Annotated in this window: 11 protein-coding genes and 1 pseudogene; 6 read left to right on the top strand and 6 right to left on the bottom strand. The window is 37.6% G+C overall.

Annotation, left to right across the window (positions count from 1 at the left end; all coding sequences use genetic code 11):
• Nucleotides 1-316 precede the first annotated feature (316 nt).
• Complete coding sequence (locus ACFINU_RS05185; RefSeq protein ID WP_375618291.1) at nt 317-3553, top strand: BID domain-containing T4SS effector; 3237 nt, start codon at nt 317-319, stop codon at nt 3551-3553.
• A gap of 221 nt (nt 3554-3774) precedes the next feature.
• Here ACFINU_RS05185 and ACFINU_RS05180 read toward each other — a convergent pair.
• Nucleotides 3775-4019 (bottom strand): annotated as a pseudogene (locus ACFINU_RS05180) (integrase); the annotation flags it as partial.
• 323 nt (nt 4020-4342) lie between these two features.
• Between ACFINU_RS05180 and murJ the strand changes: the two are divergent.
• The 4 genes from murJ to ACFINU_RS05160 all read left to right on the top strand — a co-directional run bounded on the left by murJ (nt 4343) and on the right by ACFINU_RS05160 (nt 8237).
• Nucleotides 4343-5914 carry a murein biosynthesis integral membrane protein MurJ gene (gene murJ, locus ACFINU_RS05175; protein WP_375618292.1) on the top strand — a complete coding sequence of 524 codons (1572 nt, stop codon included), beginning with the start codon at nt 4343-4345 and terminating at the stop codon, nt 5912-5914.
• A gap of 60 nt (nt 5915-5974) precedes the next feature.
• Complete coding sequence (gene trpS, locus ACFINU_RS05170; RefSeq protein ID WP_375618293.1) at nt 5975-7045, top strand: tryptophan--tRNA ligase; 1071 nt, start codon at nt 5975-5977, stop codon at nt 7043-7045.
• Between the two features lie 62 nt (nt 7046-7107).
• Nucleotides 7108-7599 (top strand): universal stress protein, encoded by a 492-nt coding sequence (locus tag ACFINU_RS05165; protein WP_375618294.1) that lies wholly within the window; start codon nt 7108-7110, stop codon nt 7597-7599.
• 59 nt (nt 7600-7658) lie between these two features.
• The gene (locus ACFINU_RS05160; protein WP_375618295.1) at nt 7659-8237 is read left to right on the top strand and encodes a NifU family protein; all 579 of its coding nucleotides are present in this window, start codon (nt 7659-7661) and stop codon (nt 8235-8237) included.
• A 1405-nt stretch (nt 8238-9642) separates the two neighbouring features.
• Here ACFINU_RS05160 and ACFINU_RS05155 read toward each other — a convergent pair.
• Both ACFINU_RS05155 and ACFINU_RS05150 read right to left on the bottom strand, forming a co-directional pair.
• A complete protein-coding gene (locus ACFINU_RS05155; RefSeq protein ID WP_375618296.1) occupies nt 9643-9978 on the bottom strand; it encodes a zinc ribbon domain-containing protein YjdM in 336 nt (111 codons plus the stop codon).
• Nucleotides 9979-11037: 1059 nt separating this feature from the next.
• A complete protein-coding gene (locus tag ACFINU_RS05150) occupies nt 11038-12666 on the bottom strand; it encodes an alpha-D-glucose phosphate-specific phosphoglucomutase (protein ID WP_375618297.1) in 1629 nt (542 codons plus the stop codon).
• A gap of 216 nt (nt 12667-12882) precedes the next feature.
• On the opposite strand from ACFINU_RS05150, the gene ACFINU_RS05145 reads away from it, so the two are divergent.
• Nucleotides 12883-13407: a peroxiredoxin gene (locus tag ACFINU_RS05145; RefSeq protein WP_375618301.1), complete on the top strand. Its 525-nt coding sequence runs from the start codon at nt 12883-12885 to the stop codon at nt 13405-13407.
• An 881-nt stretch (nt 13408-14288) separates the two neighbouring features.
• Here ACFINU_RS05145 and ACFINU_RS05140 read toward each other — a convergent pair.
• The 3 genes from ACFINU_RS05140 to pyrF form a co-directional block, all read right to left on the bottom strand.
• The gene (locus tag ACFINU_RS05140) at nt 14289-14822 is read right to left on the bottom strand and encodes a replication protein (protein ID WP_375618298.1); all 534 of its coding nucleotides are present in this window, start codon (nt 14820-14822) and stop codon (nt 14289-14291) included.
• Between the two features lie 590 nt (nt 14823-15412).
• Nucleotides 15413-16897, bottom strand: a complete 1485-nt coding sequence (gene hisS, locus ACFINU_RS05135; protein ID WP_375618299.1) for a histidine--tRNA ligase — start codon at nt 16895-16897, stop codon at nt 15413-15415.
• 353 nt (nt 16898-17250) lie between these two features.
• The gene (gene pyrF / locus ACFINU_RS05130; RefSeq protein WP_375618300.1) at nt 17251-18096 is read right to left on the bottom strand and encodes an orotidine-5'-phosphate decarboxylase; all 846 of its coding nucleotides are present in this window, start codon (nt 18094-18096) and stop codon (nt 17251-17253) included.
• Between the last annotated feature and the right edge of the window lie 493 nt (nt 18097-18589).

Genomic DNA, 18589 nt, shown 5'->3' with positions numbered 1-18589 from the left:
TTTTCATCCAAAACTTTGGTGCAATTATCTTGCCAAGATTGCACCAAAGACGGTGTATGAAATACAGAAAATTTTGAATAAGACACCCCATTATTTTACAGAATTCATTGATAAAATTTCACGATAATACTTTATAAAAATTACAAACTTTAACTTTGTTCCATGATTAACTTGGTTCCATGCGAATAAGGTCAATTTTTTCAATCATTCAAATAGGCATTCTTCTTTGAAGAAAACACTATGAAAATAACATAAGGCAAAAAATGTAAACAAAAAAAATTCAAAAAATAATGTTACCATTTGAAAGGAAATATGCATGAAAGAAAACACAGAACATTGTGCCTCCTCTACACAGGAAGAATTGCAAGAACAACACTCTGTAATTAATGCAGCCATTTCAAAGCAAATCAATGAAGAAGCGCAAAACTTTTTCTACCCCAATAGCAAAGTGCTTAAAAATAAATACCGCATCAAAGATAAAGAAATATTAAAAGAACGCTGTTCTAATGATGTAAAAAAAGAAATGATAAAACTGCACCAAGAACCTCTACCAGAGCAGTTTGATGCCTCTTATCTAAAATACCTTCATCAACGCCTCTTTTCCCGTGCATTTGAATGGGCCGGACAAACACGCGAAGAGCCTTTTACATTTGAAGACGGCACTGTTGCTTCTATGCCCATTTTGAAAAGAAAAGAATTTACAAAACCTTTTGCGATTGGCAGAAAAATACAGGAGGGACTAGAAAAGTTAGATAAAACGCTTGCTGAAAAGAATAATTTACAAGGCTTAACGCGCGAAGAATTCGTTGAACAAGCAGCTGGTATAATGATAGATTTGCACCACGTGCATCCTTTCAGAGAGGGCAATAGGCGCACAAAGAGACTGTTTGTTGAAAAGCTCTCTCAAGCAGCAGGACATGAGCTAGACTTTTCTCTTGTGAGCAAAAAACGTAAAGACTTTGTCCGGGCCGCTGCCATGGAACATGGCAACCCAGAGCCTATGAAGCATCTGCTTGAAGATATCTCAAATCCAGAAAAATTGCTCCTCTTACGAGAATTCACCAACTCTATGAGAGAGCTTGGATTGGATGAAAAAAATTATCATCTCGCTGTCGTTGCAAAAGAAGGAGAAACCTATCATGGTACCTATAGAGGCAGTGGACCCAATGGCTTCATGCTTGATGCCAACGGGATTTTCATCTTGGGAAATAAAAAAGATCTCACCCCAGAGCAAATACAGACATTAAAAATCGGTGATGCCCTCTCCTTTACAGCACCAAAAGTTCAAAACCCAGAAAAAACCCAGCAAAAAACATTGCTTCCAGAAGAAAAAAGAGCCACTCTTAAAAACGATGAAATAACTGAAAAGAGCAAAGACAACGCATCCATTCAAACAAAGAAAAAAGAACAAGCCCATTTTTCACCATGGATTGCCCCTCATGCTTTACATGACAGCGTTGAAGTTATGCCCCAAAGTTTGCAAGAACAAGAAAAAGAACAAATGGCACAACCAATTGCTCAATCGGCTTCCGCTATGAGGCAAATGCAAAAAGATTTTCAAAAAAACATTTTACAGAGCAGTAATACAGCGACAAATAATCCAATATCTGTCAAAATGACAAAGGAAACACGCTCTGATCATCAAGAAAGAACAAAACAGCCCCCAAAAAAAGCAATGGCATACTGGGATACTGGTGCAAGAAAAACGGACACCATCCCTCTCACCTTACAGGAGAAATTATCCTCACCGCCCGAAACCGAAGAAAATAAGACAATACACCGTAATTTCTTTTACCCCAATAGTATCACCTTAAAGAATAAATATGGAATAAAAGACTATGGAAAATTAAAAGTGCAATGTGCCCATGATACAACAAAAGCAATCATTCATCTGCGCCAAGAAGCGCCACCACAAAAACTAACCTCCACATATCTCCAATATATTCATCATACCCTATTTAAAAATACTTTTGAATGGGCCGGACAAACACGCGAAAAACCATTTACATTTGAAGATGGTACCGTTGCTTATATGCCAATGATGAAAAAAGCTGGTATTTCTTTTGCCTCAGCAAAACAGATACAGGAGGGTCTAGAAAATTTAGATAAAATACTTGCTGAAACGAATAGTTTAAAAGGCTTAACCCGCGAAACATTTGTTGAACATGTCACTGAAATGTTGATACAGCTCAACTATACACATCCTTTCAGAGAAGGCAATGGACGCACGCAACGAATGTTTTTTGAAAAACTTGGGCAAGTTGCTGGCCACACACTCGACTTTTCTCTTGTAACAGAAAAACGTATGAATCTTGCCAGTATTGCATCGCTAAAACATAACGATAAAGAAGAAATGAAACATCTGCTTGAAGATATTTCAAATCCAGAAAAAATACTTATTTTAAAAGAATTCATGGACAGTATGAAACATATCGGGCTTGAGAGTATTCATCATCATCTTATTATAACAGCAAAAGAAGGTCATACCTATAAAGGCTTTTACAGAGGCAGTGGACCCAATGGCTTTATGCTTGATGCTAACGGAATTTTCATCTTGGGAAATAAAAAAGATCTCACCCTAGAGCAAATACAGACATTAAAAATCGGTGACGCCCTCTCCTTTACAGCACCAAAAATTCAAAACCAGCAAGAAGTGCTTATCCCCGCACAAACAATAGCCCCTCTTACCAACAATGAAATTGCCACAAGGATAAAAAACAACGCATCCATTCAAGCAAGAAGAAAAGAAATAGAAACTTTGTGCCAAATCATTTATGGCAATCGTCATATTTTGCGGGAAAGAATTGAGATGATCCATAAAAGTCATACTGAAGGAGAACAACTCACCTATCAAATTACCACCTCTCCCCAATCGATTTCTAAGCTTTCTGGTAGCAATGTATTTGGCATAAAAAACAACGCGCGCACCCATGCTGAAGAAAATATTTTGCCCCTCTGTAGAGCCATTGATCGTTATATCAATATTTCTAAACAAACAGAAAGAGACATTCTCCATACCCATCATGTAAAACAAAGGCGGTGTGAACAGTCGGTAGAAATGCCTAAGGCTTGGATGAAAAATCTCCTTTCCTTGTCAAAAGCACAACAGCAAGAAACTTTATCAAACTCTCCTGAATTAAGGGGAGAGATAAGGACTTATATCAAAAAAATCAATGAGCGCTTATCTTCAAACGAGCATGAAGTTATAAAAGAAAATAATCCTGAAAGACTTGCGAAGAGTCTTGGCACATCAACCATCAAAGCAAAAGAGATTATGGAAATAGTCAAGCAGATAAAAGAGATAGAACCGCATATACAACCCATGTATTTTTATAACCATAAATTCGATGAGCGCTTAGCACCAAACCAGTATCAATCTATCCAGCATCAATCTATAAAGAAAAATAATGAAAAAAAATGTTCCAACACCCTTGATAAAGAAGCAATTAAAGTGCAAAAAATGACAGAAATCGTCAATCAGAGTCCCAAAAGACAAGAAAATATTCAACCTCACAAAACGGAGCACACAAAAGAAATGGCAATGAATATCTAAAAGGTTTATAAACTTTAACTTTTTTGCCCCCTCTGGTAAAAATGATAGCCTTTACCCCCCCTCTGCCTTCATCGGCAAATCAATTGCACCTCAACGAGAATGGAAACCATGAGAGAACAAATTGATCTTATTTCCTCAGATTTTATCCTCATCAACTGTGAAAAGAAACCTGAACAGGAAAAATGCTGTTGAAAGATCATGTCTTCCTATCCTCTTGTTTATGTAATCTCTAAAACGAAAAGGCAGCCAAATTTGGGGAGAATATAAAGCCGTAAAGATAAAAATAAATCACCAGCTTTACCATCACCTTTTAGCTCAGCCTTACGACTTTTTAAAACATCTAAAGCGCTGTTTTTTTTAATAATGAATAAATAATGGAAATTGCGTATTGCTCCACGCTTTTATTTTATTTGCGTTCTTTAATAGGGTCACACCCCTCACATAAAACAGGACGGTATTGGGTTGCACTATTCACGACATCACACCATAAAGAGAAATTATCATTATATATCCCTACATATCCCTTCAAACTGTTATAATATCACTCGCATATTTCAGTTTGAAAAAGAAATTTTAATTATTTTATGGCAACAATAAAAATTTTAATGCAACAGTAAACAAGGAGCATAAAAAAGTCTTCAAGCACCATTGTTGACAGAAAGATAAACGCCGTCGTAAAACGCTTTCAAAAAGTATCCTTGATTAGGATAGAGATCAGATTTTTACGATTTAAAACGCTTTATTTCTCCTGTCATCGCTTCTCTTTTACAACAAAGCTGATATATCTTTATGACATTGATTAAAAAAATTGCAACAGTTGCTTCCGGAACCCTCATGAGCCGTATTTTTGGCTTCGTACGCGAAATGCTTATGGCCGCGGCCCTAGGGACAGGTCCTGTTTCTGATGCCTTTAACGCTGCTTTTCGTTTTCCCAACACATTTCGTCGTTTTTTTGCTGAAGGTGCCTTTAACGCTGCTTTCATTCCTCTTTTTGCAAAAAAAATCACTGAAGAAGGTCACGAAACGGCATGCAAATTTGCAGAAGAAGTCTTTGGCGTTCTCTTTTCGCTGCTCTTACTGTTAACGATTGCGATGGAACTGAGTATGCCTTTTTTGGTACGAACCATTATTGCCCCAGGTTTTACCGAAGATGCAACAAAATTTAACGCTACAATTCACTTTACTGCAATCATGTTTCCCTATTTAACCTGCATGTCGCTTGCTGCCATGATGGGGGGCATGCTTAATGCGCTGCGACGCTATTTTATTGCCGCCATTGCCCCACTCTTTTTAAACATTATTTTGATTGGTGTGCTTGCCTATGCTTGGATCTATAAACTTGACGCTTGGCATATTGGCTTAAATCTCTCTTGGGGTGTATTGGCAGCAGGGCTTCTTCAGCTCACCTTAATTGCCCTTGCTTTGCGTCAAAGTGGAATGAAAATTTCCTTCCGCCAGCCCCATTTAAGTCCTAATGTTCGTAAGCTATTAACTTTAGCATTCCCAGCAGCCATCACAGGTGGCATCACGCAAATTAATTTGCTTATTAATACCAACATTGCTTCTAGTCAATCGGGTGCTGTCTCTTCTTTGATGTATGCTGATCGTCTTTATCAATTGCCTTTAGGCGTAATCGCCATTGCCGTTGCAACCGTTCTTTTACCAGAGTTAACACGCGCTTTGCGGAGCAAAAAGCATAAAAAAACCCACCATTTACAAAATCGCTCTATTGAATTAACATTGTTGTTAACACTTCCAGCATCCATCGCTTTTTTGCTGCTCTCCACTCCCATTGTCAGTTTGCTCTTTGAACGAGGACAATTTACCAGTCAATCAACACACCATGTTGCACAATTATTGGAGCTTTATGGACTAGGACTTCCAGCTTTTGTTCTTATTAAGGTCTTTATTCCTAATTTTTTTGCCCATGAAGATACCAAAACACCGATGATTTTTACAGGTATTTGCGTTTTCATCAATATCAGTCTCGCCTTAACATTATTTCCTATTCTATCTGCACGAGGCATTGTTATTGCTGAAATTACCTCTGGATGGGCCAACACCCTTTTGCTGTGGAGTATCCTTATCAAACGCGGTTATTGGAAATACGACTTCCAACTGATAAAGCGAATATTATGTCTCATGATGGCAACTCTTTTGAGTGCACTAGCCCTCTATTACGGATTGAATGTGTTTGTTTTTTTGTCTTTTCCTTTATCCTCACAAGCATCATTTTTCTTGCGCGCGATCACCTTAGCTGGGATCATGATTGGCATATTTTTGATCTATTTTAGTGCCTATTTTTTATTCAGCACCCGTTCCTTTTTTCACACGCTTAAAAATTTGAAAAAACGCTCATAATATCTATACTTTGTCAAAAACAATAAAATGAATAACCTTAATTGAAGAAAGAGCACTCCTATGGATACCTTCACACCACTTGTCTTTTCCGGCGTACAACCGAGTGGTCATTTACATCTTGGCAATTATCTTGGAGCCATTCAGCGTTGGGTTGAACTGCAAAACTCTCATCACTGCCTCTATTGTGTTGTGGATATGCATGCGCTCACAGTCAACCCAGATCCCCTTACTTTACGCGAATCCACCAGAACAGTGACAGCAGCTTTTTTAGCCGCCGGTATCGATCCTCAAAAACACATTATTTTTAACCAATCACGTGTTTTTCAACATGCTGAACTCGCCTGGATTTTTAATTGTGTTGCCCGTATCGGCTGGCTTCAACGCATGACACAATTTAAAGATAAAGCGGGAAAAGATCGCGAAAAAGCATCCATCGGGCTTTTTGCCTATCCCACTTTGATGGCTGCTGATATTTTAGTCTATCGTGCAACGCATGTTCCAGTAGGCGAAGATCAAAAACAGCATGTTGAACTCACACGCGATATTGCACAAAAATTTAACAACGACTATGCACAGCGTATTGCCGAATTAAATTTTGGTATCTCTATGCAAACAGATGAAGAAAAAAGACAAGGCTTTTTTCCCCTCCCAGAGGCGCTTATTGGAACAACAGCCACACGCGTTATGTCTTTGCGCGATGGGACAAAAAAAATGTCAAAATCAGATCCTTCAGATTTTTCACGCATTAATTTGACCGATGACGCTGATCTTATCGCAAAAAAAATACGCAAAGCCAAAACGGATTCGGCCCCACTTCCCGATACCCTAGCCGCTTTAAAAGAACGACCAGAAGTAGATAACCTGCTTGGTATTTATGCCGCCTTTGCCAAAGTTAGCAAAGAAAAGATTCTTTTAGAATTTTCTGGTCAACAATTTTCCCATTTTAAAACAGCTCTAGCCGACCTTGTTGTCCATAAGCTTGCCCCTATAACAGAAGAATTACGTCGCCTTCATCAAGAAAGCGGTTATATCGACTCTGTTTTGCATGATGGCGCTAAACGTGCTAGTATGCTCGCAGAAGAAAATATGAAAAAAATTCGTGAAATTATTGGATTTTTGCACAATACATAAAAATAATAAAACTAAAAACTGTAGAGAGCAAAAAAATCGTTTGTACAAAATAGAGAAAGTGCATGATTTCCAAACCCCAAAATCCGAAAAAAGAACCAAAGAAAAAAAACTTAGTTATTATCGATGAAACACCAGAGTGTCGGCGTGCCGTTGCGTTTGCCGCACAGCATGCCCAAAATACCAGTAGAACATTGGTATTACTTTGTGTCGTTGATAGTGTAGAATTTCAACATTTTCTGGGTGTAAACAACGTTATGCGTACAGAATCAAAGCAAAGTGCTCATAAAATATTAGGAGACATTGCCAGTGAAGTCCGCACCACCCATGCGCTTGAAACAGAAATAGTGGTGCGTGAAGGAAAAAAAATTGATGAGATTTCCAAACTGGTCGACGAAGATAAAAGGATTGCACTAATTGTTTTAGCAGCCAGTGGACATACAGAAGGACCAGGACCCCTTGTTCAATTAATCGGGAATAAAGGAACAGCTTTTTCAATCCCTGTCATTGTTATTCCTAGCAATCTTGCCGATGAAGATATTAGATCTATTGCCTAAAAAATATAATATTCTACAATGTAAGATCTTCCCAAGCCTTCATTATAAAAGGAGAATCTATGTTTATTCAAACTGAAACCACCCCAAACCCTGCAACTCTTAAATTCTTGCCAGGACGCGTGGTTCTTTCTGAGGGCGTATTAGAATTTCGTGACCGTGAAGAAGCAGCTAAAAACTCACCTTTGGCGGCTAAACTGTTTAATATTCCCAATATCAATGGTGTTTTTTTAGGCTATGATTTTATCACCGTAAGCAAAAAAGAAGGAGAATGGCAACATCTCAAGCCCGTCATTTTAGGCACAATTATGGAACATTTTCTATCCAATGAGCCAGTGATCACCACCAACGCTACAAGACAAGCACAAACCCATGCCCTTAACGAAGAATTTTATGACGAAAAAGATGCTGATATTGTCTTAACCATTAAAGAGCTCCTTGAAACGCGTATCCGCCCCGCAGTTGCCAATGATGGTGGAGATATTACTTTTCGCGGATTTGAAAATGGTATTGTTTATCTCAATATGCGCGGCTCCTGCGCTGGATGTCCCTCTTCAACGGCAACTCTCAAACATGGTATTGAAAATCTTTTACGTCATTTTATCCCTGAAGTTTTAGGCGTTGAAGCCATGCCACAATAAATATTAACCTCAATAGGTAAAATAACCACACCGATTGCCCCTCTTCAACAGCGCTCAAACATGGAATGTAAAGATCTTACGTCATTTTATTCCTGAAATTTTAGAAGTAAGCTATGCAGCCATAAAAATAGAGTACTGTTAAAAAAATCTGTCCAATAATGATACCTTCACTCACCTTTCACCTCCACATATACCTTAAAAAGCTTTCAAAGCTCCCTTTAGAAAACATACGTTGTTTCAACAAACCAATTTACGTACACAGAAGTACAACGCATGAGCGTACATTTTAAATTTATTTTATCTCATAATCTTGTCATGCAATTTTAATCAAGAAAACACGACCTCGTTACAAAAAAGCCCCCCAAAAAAGAAAACATTGCAAGATAGTGTGCCCATTTGCTTCATCTTTCTCAGCTCTCCAAACGACAAATCACGCAAAATACTTCTTGTAGCAAGCCGGCACCATCATCATATCTGCCAGCCCCCAATGTTGCGATAGCCCTTGGCACTTAAGACGATTCATAAGAGTCATTTTTAATCCTTTCTTGTACAGTTTTTACCCACACGCCAGCCCCGCTTGTGGTATGCAAGCAAGTGATTTTAATTGATTTAACATGGAACAGATTTGAAATGAGAGAATCCCACGTTATTCGGGGTTCTAACTCAATATAAATAATGCTAATTTATTATTATAAATCAATATGTTGTAGAAGAAAGTTGACAAAGATCACATTTTGCAACTTGAATGAAAATTCTGACATTCTTCTTATTTCAATTCTGTTTATGTTGCACCAATAAAAATCGTCCGCTTACACAGCACAAACTGGATAATAACAAAAACTATTTTTAATAGCGCTTATGCACACTTTTATAAGAGACTGTTGCAGAACTAAGAGCTGGAAAATGAATGACTGTACGACCTTGTCAAGATCATAGCGTCCTTTTTCCATTCTTAAAATCAAGAATTCCCCCCTATCATTTTCAATCTCATTTCCATAAATATGACGAAAAAGGTGTAACTATCCATAAAAAATAAATACATCGAAGCCAGATCTATTATGGTTGTTTGAGAAATTATCTGATAAAAAAGAAAGAATATTTTTTCAATTCAGCAGGAATAAGTTTGTCTACTTTACGGCGTTGTTCTTCTCATAAAGCGCATACTTTTATTGTTGCTTGTGAGTCAATATCCAGTCCCCTCATAACCGCATATTAAAAGAAAAGAAAGAGTCGCTATTTCTCTGCGATACATGGCTTTGCAATAAAGGAAAACATATTGCTTCTATCTGATTGGTGTAATCTATGAAACAAAAGAAGCCCATTGGAGAAAAATATGCCCAATTAGAGAAGAATGTAAAAATAGGAAACCAATGAAATGCAAAAACAATTGCAAGAAAATAAATGCCTAAACTTTTTTCACAAACTCCGACTTTAAACTCATCTGACCAATCCCTGGAATTTTGCAATCGATATTATGATCCCCATCCACCAAGCGAATATTCTTTACCTTCGTCCCCCCTTTTAAAACAGATGAAGCGCCTTTTACTTTCAGATCTTTTATCACCATAACGGTATCTCCGTTTGTTAAAATCTGACCATTGGCATCATAAACAGTATTGACAAGAACCGTATCATCGTTTTTTTGTGGCCATTCATGTGCGCATTCAGGACACACAAAATTTTCACCATCTTCATAAGTATAAAGACAATCACAACGAGGACATTTGGGATATTGGGTCATAAATTCCCCTTATTAAAAGAAAAATCATTCATTATGACTGGTCATAAAGCAAGAAGTGCTTATTGTCCATTATTTTAGAAAAATGTTTCCCTTTGTTTCAATCCTCATCTGTCAACAGTGTTTATGAATGCCCTCATCACATACCATACATGGGTTTATAAAAATGATTGATCATTATACAACTCAAATGAGTCCCCGCATATCATAAAATTTACGCATTTCATTCTTTCTAATAAATTAATCAAAATCATTTTCTTATACATCACCAATGCAATTAACGAATGGATAAAAAAACAATTAGAAAAGGAACATCTCTGAATAAAACGTTCTCAAAGAGCTAAAAACTATTGCAGCATTGAGAAACAAGAAAATGATGTCCCCAACTTAACCTTTTATTTAAGTAAAGATAACAGTCATAATGTTAGAGAACAGACTGATTTATGATCATAGTCAATGGTTTTGTATATTGAATGAGAGCCGATAAATAAGCTGAGATTCTCTCAACCCCTTTTACATTGAAACAACCAAAACCTTTTGCATGTTACAAGTAGGAAAAGCCGTGTAAAACGATTATCCAAAATACTAAATACTCTCAAATATAAGAGCCAACATTGAAAGCGGGCAAAGTGAATAATAGTGCCGTCTTACTCTCTCATAAGCGTAAAAATGGTGCTGCTCAATGAAGGGACGGTTATCCCTTTCAAAGCAACACGCATAAGATGCGTTTTTAGTGTCTTGAGAGAGAAGATTCTTTAAAACAAACATATGAAATGTGCAACAATGATCGTATTTTGTTTTGTATGAGAAACATTCCCCTATTAAACAAAAATTTCTATCAAGCCATTGAGCAAACCCATTGGACATAAATGCTCCGATTATACTCGATTATAATTTCCTACAGCATTTAGTTTTAAGAATCCGGCAGTTTTAGGAATCCGATTGATATGTAAGAGAGGAAAAAACAAAGAGAGCTTGAAAATGGAAGATCTCCCTTATGCACATAAAATCACACCCATGTGATCAATCATCATACCTTTACAAAAAAACATTCCAATGATCTTAAGTGATAATATCAGGGTGATCTCTCCCCAATGCTTGTTGTATGTTTAACAGTTTTAATGCCACCTGTTGCAAAGGTTTAAGAACGTCTTGCGGATTAAAATTGTGTTTGCGCGGATCACTTTCATATTGTTCAAAATAAAGCCGTAAAGTAGCACCTAGCGTCCCTGTTCCGGACAAACGAACCACCAACCGTGCGCCATTCTCGAAAAAAATACGGATACCTTGCTGCGTACTAACGCTCTGATCAACGGGATCATGATATGTAAAATCATCTGCTTTTTTGACGAAAAATCCAGCAATTTCAGTTCCTGCATGTGGTAAGTGCGCACGCAAATGCTCTATAATTTCCAAAGCTTTGTCTGCTTCGACTTCTTCATAATCATGCCGTAACGTGTAAAAACGCCCATAGGTGTGCCAATGCTGTTGAACAATTTGTGCGACAGTTTTTTCTGTTACCGCTAAAAGATTTAACCAAAATAATACAGCCCATAAACCATCTTTTTCGCGGATGTGATGAGAGCCCGTTCCAAAGCTTTCTTCACCACAAAAGGTTACTTTTCCCGCATCCAAAAGGGTTCCAAAAAACTTCCATCCCGTTGGCGTTTCAAAAAAGTTTAGTCCTTTTTTTTCCGCAACCAGATCAGCAGCACGCCCCGTCGGCATAGAACGTGCTATCCCCACCACGCCTTTCCGATATCCTTTAATGAGGTGTGCATGTTCAGCCATAATAGCCAAAGAATCCGAAGGCGAGACAAATTGTTGACGACCAATAATGAGGTTACGATCTCCATCACCATCAGAGGCTGCGCCAAGATCTGGTCCTTGCTCTGACATCAATAAATCATAAAGAGCCTTGGCATAAACCAAATTGGGATCTGGATGACCGCCTCCAAAATCTGGCAAAGGAATACCATTAACCACCGTCCCTTCAGAAAATCCTAAGCATTTTTCAAAAATTTCATGGGCATAAGGCCCTGTTACCGCATGCATGGCATCAAACCGTAAAGTAAGACCTCGAGCAACAGCCTTGGCAATACAGTCAAAATCAAAAAGCTCCTGCATCAAAGCAACATAATCAGCGACAGGATCAATAATATCAATCCGCATGGCTCCCATAAAGATCGTACCTTGCCTATCTAAATCAATATCTGGTGCTTCAAGAATTTTATAAAAAGAAAGACGTTGCGATGTTGCAAAAATAGCATCACATAAAGAATTAGGAGCGGGTCCCCCATTGGAAATATTATATTTAATACCACAATCTCCTTCTGGACCACCAGGATTATGGCTTGCAGAAAGAATAAGTCCACCATGGGCATGAGTTTTACGAATAAGATGCGAAACAGCAGGTGTAGAAAGAATACCGCCCCTTCCCATTTTAACACAAGAGACACCATGCGCCGCTGCCATCTTCAACACAATCTGAAGGATAGTACGATTAAAAGTGCGCCCATCCCCCCCAAGAATCAACATTTTTCCTTCAAGAGGCCCAATGTTATTAAAAAGAGACTGTATAAAGTTTTCTACATAATGGGGTTGTTGAAAAACAGACACTTTTTTGCGTAAACCAGACGTTCCCGGTTTTTGCCCCTCAAAAGCCGTAGTCAAAACTGTCTTTATGGTCATATCAATCCTTCATATTCTTTCCTATAATTTTAAGGTGAAGAGTATCCAAAGTCGACCATTAATTCTACTTGACGGAAGTGTGAAATATTTGCACACTCACCAGAAGTAAGAATTTTTAAAGAAGCCCTTTTATTTAAAACGCTTTTTGCCATATGTTTTTAAATAAGAAGGCTGTTTTAAAACAAAATTTTCGTAAAAGAATACAGGAGCATCATGATGATGAAAAAAACAGTTCCCAATGTAACATTCCACACACGCGTACGCGATGAATCAGTGGATGGAGACAATCCTTATCGGTGGCAAGAAGTTAACAGCGATGCTTACTTTAAAGGAAAGCGTGTTATTCTTTTTTCTCTTCCTGGAGCTTTTACCCCTACTTGCTCAACCTTTCAGCTGCCTGATTTTGAAAAACTCTATGATGAATTTAAACAAGCGGGTATTGATGAAATTTATTGTCTTTCCGTCAATGATGCTTTTGTCATGAATGCTTGGGGAAAAGCACAAAATATCAAAAATGTGAAATTAATTCCCGATGGCTCTGGTGAATTCACGCGCAAAATGGGTATGCTGGTTGCAAAAGACAATGTTGGTTTCGGCATGCGATCATGGCGCTATGCAGCTGTTATTAATGATGGTGTAGTTGAGAAATGGTTTGAAGAAGCAGGTTTTTCAGATAATTGTGCAACAGATCCTTACGAAGTTTCTTCACCACAACATGTTTTAAAAGCCTTGAAAAGCTAATTCCCCCAATCGTCTATTTAAACAAAATTTTACGACACAAATTTCCTGAGCAGGAGAATTTGTGTCGTTTACTTTTTGCAACATCATTCGTGAAAGCAGACACGATAAGTTGATTGTACGCCTTCTGTGAAAAAAGATTACAGCAATAATTTTTTCAATAAATATTTTATGTTTTAACTGCTTTGAAAAAGTTTGAAAAATTGCTGATGAAAAATCTGGACCCGTTGTGGGGCTAAAAAATCAAAGAGTTAACAGCTGTTGCACGCTATCAAAAAATGAGGATGCAATTGCCAAATGCGCAAATTCATGCAAAACTCTCTCAGAAACATCAAGGACTAACGTATTGATGAAATATGCAAGATCAATGCTAAATTTCTCATACTGAGAAAAACTTTGTATTGAACAATACTTTGATTTATAAAGATAATTTATAATTTTGCATATTGAATGAGAGGAGCCGAATATCATAAGAGTGTCTCATTTTATCCCTTCTTATATTGAATCCCTTAAAACTATTTTCTTGCTCATTAGCAAGTGGGATTGGCATATGAATAAACGATTAAAAAGAGTAAAAATACCTCTCGTAAACGCGCCAAAATACAAGAGCTATGAACATCATTACTGCAAAGTTCACAAAAGTACCAAGAAAGAAAATACAGATCAAACATTTGTTTGAAGAGGCGCACAGTTCAAATTAACTTATGTCTCATAAAAAGAAGCAAATATGGTATAAAAACTGCTCTGCATAAAGAACCATTCATGGAGAATATTAAATCAAAACAGATCCCGCAAACATTCCAATTCACATACCATAAACAGACTCATTACTGTTCTCATAGCCATTTATTCTAAGCTTTTATTTTTCTCTAAGAGAAAAACGGTTAAAGGAGTTGTTTATTCGGGTATTCTACCGTAAAGTGTGCTTCTATCTCTTCCTCTTCATCGAACTCAAAATCTTCATCACATTCAGGAAGACCAAAAATATCTGGATTGATGAAATAACAATCTTTTTTTGTCCCCTTCGCTACAATTTTATTTGTTTCTAATTCTTTGATACCTTCTTTAAAACTTTCAAAATTAAGATATTCTGGTTCTTGAATTGAAAGATCGCAAGTCAAAAATTCTTCAAGAATATCATGATCCAATGTTATCTGATCAAACCATAAATCCACATCATCCCCCTCATCTAACATTTTCCCTACCTGCCACAACATCACAAAAAATGCTTTCATACCACTAAATGATAGCCCAAAAATCATACGCCGACACGACGAGGCGCCTGAAAAGGTAATTTGAGGAAGATCTTCAAATCCGAAATTTGAAGGAGGAAGTTTAAATGATTTTCCAATATTCTCAGGTCTTTCAAGAATAAAGGGATTTCGTTCATAGAGCAGAGTAAAATCATATTGGACCATTTTCATTTCTCCGTTAAAGAATTGACTTTATGAAAAATGCATATTATTAGTAAGTTACCATCATGGCAGCTTACAATTCATCCAAACATGCTCCTGTAAAAAATTGTTCGATTTAAGTCATTCCATTGTTTTTTGAAGCTTAAAAAGTCTTTTAGGATAAAACGCTCTAGTTCTCCCTCCTTTTGCAATAAGGCTAGATTTTGTAATGTCCAAGAAGAGAACATCAAAGGATTTGATACTCATAGATGAGAATTCAAAGATGAAGCCAATATGAACTTGTCAATATTTTTATAAACTTTTGCAGAAGCGTTACGTGAAACCCTTTAATTTTCTCAGAGTTTTTGTTCGTTACAATTTTTTTTGCTCATTTTAACGCATTATCATCGCATCCTCAGAAGGGCACGTTTTATAGCAAATAGCGCTTATTTATCTCTTAAAAAATCTCTCTTTTATGCCGCACGCACTTCAAAACCCCGCTTTTGAACGCGTGCACCAACACGTATAAACGAGCAAAGCACAAATTTTAAAAATTGAATTTCAAATTTCCAAAATATTTCGAACAATCACTTCGATAAAGACTTTTACCATTATCATTTTTGGGCGGCTAAAATATCCTGTACTGTTTTGACCAATTGTTCTTCATCAACCGTCACTTGTGCTGGTCGACTTTCACGCCATGTTTGATTATCCTTAATTTCATGAGACAAACGCGCCCCTTCAATCAAATCTTTAATCTGTATTTTTCCGCTCTCACGTTCTTGTGAGCCTTGGATAACCACACAAGGCGCTTGGCGTCGATCTGCATATTTCATCTGCGCTTTTATCCCCGATGCCCCCAAATAGAGCTCAGCACGAATTCCCGCACCACGCAACTGCATCACCATTTTTTGATAACCAGCAACCGCCTCTGGCTCTTTATCCATCATCAGCACCACAACCGGCCCTGTTGTCTCCTTCATAGGCAACTTTCCAAGATTTTGCAAAGCAGCGATCAAGCGTGAGACCCCGATTGAAAAACCTGTTGCTGGAATGTTTTCACCACGAAAGCGTGCCACCAATCCATCATAGCGCCCACCACCACCAACGGAGCCAAAAACAACTTTCTGCCCATCATCATTGAAAACATCAAACAGCAACGTAGCCTCAAAGACAGGACCTGTATAATAATCCAGTCCACGCACCACCGATGGATCAATCTTGATACGATTCTGAAAGCCATTTGCGGCAAAAATTGCTTGCATTTCCTCAAGCTCACGAATTCCCTCACGCCCTTGAACATGATCACCAACCACTTCTTTAAGAGTCTCAAGCGTTTCTTCTGCTGTTTCAGCTCCAGCAGCAGTTAAGGTAAGAATACACTCAATCTCTTTTTCCTTAAGCTCCGCCCCTTTTGTAAAGTCACCACTTTCATCCAAACGCCCTTTTCCCAAAAGCAAACGCACCCCTTCAGAACCAAATTTATCCAGCTTATCAATTGCTCTTAAGACAGTTAAGCGCTTTTCAGCCTGCTCATTTCCCCAAAAACCAATTTTCTCTAAAACACAATCGAGAATTTTTCGGTTGTTCAGACGAATGGCATATTCATTATGCTGAAACCCTAGTTTTTCCAAACTATCGGCTGCCATCATACAAATTTCGGCATCAGCTGCTACCGTTGGTGTTCCAACAATATCCGCATCAAACTGCATAAATTGCCGAAACCGCCCTGGACCTGGTTTTTCATTGCGAAAAACAAAGCCAAGACGATAACTGCGATAAGGCTTTGGCAAAACTTCAAAATTCTCGGCAAAATAACGAGCAAGAGGCGCGGTAAGATCATAACGCAAAGACATCCATTGCTCATCATCATCTTGTAGCGAAAAAACGCCCGCATTTGGACGATCTGAATCCGGTAAAAACTTACCCAGCACATCTGTATATTCAAAAATTGGTGTTTCCAGTGCTTCAAAACCATAAAGTTCATAAACTTCACGAATTTGCTCAATCATTGTTTCAGTTGCATACAACTGTGCACTTGTACGATCAACAAAACCCCGGGGTAAACGGGCTTTGGTTTTTTCTTGTTTTGATAACATATTTTTCTCTAACAACAATATATATATATTCACCGATAATGTGTGTCTATCTTATAGAAACAAACGCTGCAATAACTTTATCAACTGGAAACTGGTAACAATATACATAAGCTTTTGCTTTTAAAAGATGCAAACCTTTACCCTTAAGGCAATCTCTTGAAAATATTTGCATTTTCAATAGGAACATAGCCCCCCGCTCAACATGAAATGCCCGCTTAACATTCAATGAAAAGACATCTGTGCTTGTTGAAAGAAACCTCAAAGCGACTGTTGATTCTGGATAAATCGGAAGCATCCCCCTCAAAAGCCCTCCCTTTCAGAATTCTTCAGATTTATTACAGATGCAAAAATCCTCAAGACACCAGTGTGCTTTGCGCTTGTTCTGCAAAATGATTGATAACATTTTTTAAATCAACAATATTTCGTCCAGCATCTGTAATAGAGCGTGATACAGAGGGAATAACATTCTGCCAAAGTCTTTGTGGAAATTGATTTGCTAGTTGTGTCATTGTTCCACCTTGAGCGCCAATACCCGGAACAAGAAACAGACTATTTTTTAACTGCTCGATTGTGTCTTTTGATTCAGATCCTAATGTCGCTCCTATAACCGCACCTATGGGGCCAATATTATGATGAATAACCGAAGACTGACTATTATAATCACAAATACACTGTGCAAGATGAAGAGAGAGTGTCTGATCACCAATAAGCGCATTTCGTATTTGTTTCCCCTCTGAATTAGAAGACTGAACAACCACAAAAACCCCTGCTCCTGTTTCTTCTGCAACCTTTATCAGAGGAATAAGAGCATCAAAACCCAAAAAAGGATTAACTGTCATGGCATCCACCTTGAACGCACTACTTGGACCAAGCCAAGCCTTACCATAGGCTTCAGCAGTAGAGCCAATATCCCCCCTTTTTGCATCCGCCAGAACCAATATGCCTTGTTCGTGTGCATTTTCAATCAGTTCTTTGAGAGCTTGAAGACCTTCCACACCATATAATTCAAAAAATGCGACTTGCGGCTTTATAATACCCACTTTACCAACAACTGCTGTTAAGAGAATATCACAAAAATCTTTTAGACCTTTATAATCAAAGCTTAGTTTCCACGATTGCAAAACTTTATGGCTCGGATCAAAGCCAATACAAAGAGGTCCATAGATTTCACGATTTTTAAAAAAAGTTGAACGAAACATTTTATATCCTAACAAGATCTCTCTTTAAACTTTTTGATACAATCAAAAAGAAAAGCATTTGTCAAAAGAATACAATAGCGAAAACACAAAGAAAAAGCTCTCTATACAAAATGTGCTTTTATTTATGAAACATAAATATATTCCCATTCGTAACGCTTATCATATGTTTATCAACCAAAACATTGTCATGAGATAAAAATTCAAATTTATGAAAGAATATAAACAAAACAGCATCTATATTATAATGACCTCATAAAGCCCTATAGGCATGCCTTGTCGTTTTCACCCCCCTTTTTATGATCAACAAAAACTCTCTATGAACGCGCTTTAAACAAAAGTTTCAAAAGAAAATGCCCCACCATGATGATCTCGATCTTAACTTTAGATCTTTCCTATTCCTTTTGGCGCATATCTATTCCCTTTTGGAACATAATTAGCAAAAAGGCATTGTATCTCCAGCATATTCAAGGAGATAAAACATGGAAACTCGCAT

The organism is Bartonella sp. AC130YNZD (assembly GCF_042196865.1).
Taxonomy (GTDB): domain Bacteria; phylum Pseudomonadota; class Alphaproteobacteria; order Rhizobiales; family Rhizobiaceae; genus Bartonella.
Note: the sequence above shows the minus strand (reverse complement) of the source record. Positions and strands in the feature narration are given on the sequence as shown.